Genomic DNA, 3,516 nt, shown 5'->3' with positions numbered 1-3,516 from the left:
CCGTGCCAACCGCGACCGAAATCTTCTCCCCCGGCGCGGACATCCGGAAAGCTCTTCCCGCCGGCCCGGATCCGGTTCTCACGCAGCCTCACGCACACGGTACGACCGGCCCGGTCGGCCCGTTTCCGAAGGATGATGCCATGGCCTCAGCGACGATGACGCGCGGCGATCAGGTGGTGTTCGAGCGGCTCGACGTCGCCGAAGTCTTGGGGATCTGGCGCCATGCCAGGGGCCGCGTCGTCAGCATCCACGGCCAGGGCGGCCGCCCGCAGACCGTCGACGTGAAATTCGAGGGTCACGAGACCCTGCGGCGCTACCTGCCGGACCTGTTCCGGCGTGTGCAGTAATCCCATGCCGCGCACGATCGGCCGGACCGCCCTCGGGGCGAGGCGCGCCCGCGGGTTGCAGGAGTCGCGGCCGTGACCGCGGCGATCACGACCCAGCCGCCGCTGCGGGCCACGAGCCGCAGCACCCACGAGCGCGACGTCTGGGCCGACCTGCGCGCCGAGGCGGAGGCCGCGCTCATCGAGGAGCCGCTCTACGCGGGCATCATCCAGGCGACGGTGCTCGACCAGCGCAGCCTCGCCCAGGCTCTCGCCTATCGCCTCGCGCACCGGCTCGGCGACGGCGACCTCGCGCGCCTGTCCATGCGCGACCTCTGCCTCTCCGCCTTCGAAGCCGACCCGCATGCCGAAGCGCACGCGGTGCGCGACCTCGTCGCGATCCGGGAGCGCGACCCGACCTGCCGCCGGTATCTCGACCCGTTCCTGTTCTACAAGGGATTCGCCGCCCTGGAGGGCTACCGCGTGGCCCACTGGCTCTGGCACCAGGGGCGGGCGACGCTCAGCCTGCACGTGCAGAGCCGGATCTCCGAAGTGTTCGGCTGCGACATCCACCCCGCCGCCCGGATCGGCTCGGGCGTGTTCATCGACCACGCCACCGGCGTCGTCATCGGCGAGACGACGGTGATCGCCGACGACGTCTCGATCCTGCAATCGGTCACGCTCGGCGGCAACGGCAAGGAGAGCGGCGACCGTCACCCCAAGATCGAGCGCGGCGTGCTGCTCAGCGTCGGCGCGAAGGTGCTCGGCAACATCCGGGTCGGCGAGGGGGCCAAGGTCGCAGCGGCCGCCGTGGTGCTGCACGAGGTGCCACCCCACACGACCGTGGCGGGCGTCCCGGCGCGCGTCGTCTCGCGCCTGCCGCTCGACGAGCAGCCGGCCCTCACGATGGACCAGTTCTTCGGCTTCGGCGATGGAATCTGACTCGGCGCGAAACGGGGGAAAAATGTCCTCCGCACGATCGTTCGCGAGGGGTCGCTTGCCGCGGCAACGGATAGATGAATGTTCTTCTGAGATCGCTTTTCAGAGGATGCCTTTCCATGCATCTGTTATTCAAGGCAAGGTTGTTCCATGGAAGCCCTAAATTTTAGAAGGTGCTTCCATTGACCCCTCGGCCGGGCCGAGGCTAGACCGCACTAACCCGGAATCAGGTGCAGTTCAGCCGCGCCCCGGGCAAGAGTATCGACAACTTCCTCGGGTGCGCTCCAGTACAGTGCAGTCCCGGCGCGGTCGCTCGACTGCGCTAGGCCCGACATCTGCGTGACGTGACCTTGCGGCGTATCGGGATCGGTCGGGCTTGAGCCCGCAGCCGGTCGCCGCTTCCTCGTGCCTTGAGAAAACGGAGACGTGAGACGATGAGCGGACCGGGTTTGAGCGTGAGCGCCTCCGCGGCACGCAATCTAGCGACGGCGACCGTCACATCGGTCCAGAACGCGGCCAACACCCCGCGCTGGCTCCTGCGCCTGCTGCCCTTCGTGGACGTGCCCGGCGGCGTCTACCGCGTGAACCGCCGCGCCGTGGTGCTGGCCAAGCCCGGCCGCATCGATCTCGCCACGGACGACAAGGGCCGGGTCATCCGCCCCGGCTCCCTGCGGGCCGTGCCGCTGTTCAGCCGGCTCGGCGATGCCGAACTGGCGACGCTGGCCGGCAAGTTCACCGAGAGCCGCCATCAGGCCGGCGAGGTCATCAGCGAGGAGGGTTCGGCCGAACGCAGCCTGACGATCGTCGCCGACGGCACGGTCGAGCTGAGCCTGTCGGGCCCCTACAAGGGCCGGCTGCGCCAGGGCCTCGCCACCCGGGGCGACTATTTCGGGGACGACACCCTCGTCGGCGAGGCCGGGCCGGCCCCGGCCGTGAAGGCGCTCTCGGCCGTGACGCTCCTCACCCTCGACCGGGCCGCGATCGAGGACGAGGCGATCCGTTCGCGCATCACCCAGCACATCGAGGAGCGTGACCGGCTCAAGGGCCACACCAATTCCTACGGCGAGCAGGGTATAGAGCTCCTGGCGGTGCATGCGGGCGAGCCGCGCCTGCCGACCACCTTCGTCGACTACGAGGTGGATCCGCGCGAGTACCACCTCTCCACGATCCAGACGATCCTCAACACCCATACCCGCGTCACCGATCTCTACTCGAACGAGATCGACCAGCTCCGCGAGCAGATCCGCCTCACGGTCGATGCCGTGAAGGAGCGCGAGGAGTGGGAGCTCCTCAACAACTCGCAATTCGGCCTCCTCCACGAGGTCGGCTCGCGCCAGCGCATCCCGACCCGCGGCGGCCCGCCGACCCCGGACGATCTCGACGAGCTCCTGACGCTCGTCTGGAAGAAGCCCGCCTTCTTCGTGGCGCATCCGCGCGCCATCGCGGCCTTCGGCCGGGAGGCGACCCGCCGCGGCGTGCCGCCGGTGGTGGTGCACCTGTTCGGCGCGCCCTTCATCACCTGGCGCGGCGTGCCGCTGGTGCCGAGCGACAAGCTGCCGATCGACACCGACCCGGTCACGGGGGCGCAGACCACCTCGATCCTGCTGCTGCGCGTCGGCGAGGGCGAGCAGGGCGTCGTCGCCCTCCAGAAGTCGGGCGTCACGGGCGAGATCGAGCCCGGCCTGTCGGTGCGCTACATGGGCACCAACGACCACTCCATCGCCTCGCATCTCGTGACCCGCTACTTCTCGGCCGCCGTGCTGGTCGAGGACGCGATCGCCCGTCTCGATAACGTGCTCCTGGGCAACTACCATGACTACGCCTAAGGCGCCGGCCTTCCTGCCGGCGGCCAGCTTGGGCCTGCCGGCGGCCAGCCTGGGCCTGCCGGCGGGCAACCCCGGCGAGCTGGCGCATGCGGATCTCGTCGGGCGCCTCGCCCGCGAGATCTACGGGCAGGGGCAGGCGGCAAGCCAGCCCTTCGCGCCGGAACTCCCGGCGAGCCCGCAGGTGCCGCAGGGCTTCGAGAGCCTGCCGCAGGGGCCCGGCGGCGCGCCCCTGCCGAGCGCCGGCCTGGGTGTCCCCTCGGCGCCCGCGGGCGGGTTGCCCCAGGGCCTGCAGCCGGACGCCTCGGCGCTCGCCGCCCGCTCCTTCGGCGCGCCGCCCGTCGGCCTGCCGGGGGTGACGGGAGCCTCCGTGCCGAACCCAGCGCCCGCCGGCCCCGTCTCGTTCGACGCGGCGGCGATCCCCTCGGTCC

3 protein-coding genes and 1 pseudogene are annotated in these 3,516 nt (G+C 70.7%); all 4 read left to right on the top strand.

The genetic code is table 11. From position 1 onward, the window contains the following. The first annotated feature begins 140 nt into the window (after window positions 1–140). On the top strand, window positions 141–347 hold the full coding sequence (locus E1J50_RS25960) for a hypothetical protein (RefSeq protein WP_132256223.1): 207 nt from the start codon (window positions 141–143) through the stop codon (window positions 345–347). Window positions 348–419: 72 nt separating this feature from the next. Then, window positions 420–1,265 carry a serine O-acetyltransferase gene (gene cysE, locus E1J50_RS25955; protein ID WP_132257136.1) on the top strand — a complete coding sequence of 282 codons (846 nt, stop codon included), beginning with the start codon at window positions 420–422 and terminating at the stop codon, window positions 1,263–1,265. Between the two features lie 431 nt (window positions 1,266–1,696). After that, window positions 1,697–3,088 (top strand): family 2B encapsulin nanocompartment shell protein, encoded by a 1,392-nt coding sequence (locus E1J50_RS28390; RefSeq protein WP_132257134.1) that lies wholly within the window; start codon window positions 1,697–1,699, stop codon window positions 3,086–3,088. Further along, window positions 3,075–3,516, top strand: a pseudogene (locus tag E1J50_RS25945) (family 2A encapsulin nanocompartment cargo protein cysteine desulfurase); the annotation flags it as partial. The gene E1J50_RS28390 and the pseudogene E1J50_RS25945, both read left to right, overlap by 14 nt.

Source organism: Methylobacterium segetis, from assembly GCF_004348265.1.
Lineage (GTDB): Bacteria > Pseudomonadota > Alphaproteobacteria > Rhizobiales > Beijerinckiaceae > Methylobacterium > Methylobacterium segetis.
This window is presented reverse-complemented; position numbering and strand designations above follow the sequence as displayed.

Excerpts from the sequence above, each read along its gene's own strand:
- E1J50_RS25960 (WP_132256223.1), top strand. The coding sequence starts at position 141 with ATGGCCTCAGCGACGATGACGCGCGGCGATCAGGTGGTGTTCGAGCGG.
- E1J50_RS28390 (WP_132257134.1), top strand. The coding sequence starts at position 1,697 with ATGAGCGGACCGGGTTTGAGCGTGAGCGCCTCCGCGGCACGCAATCTA.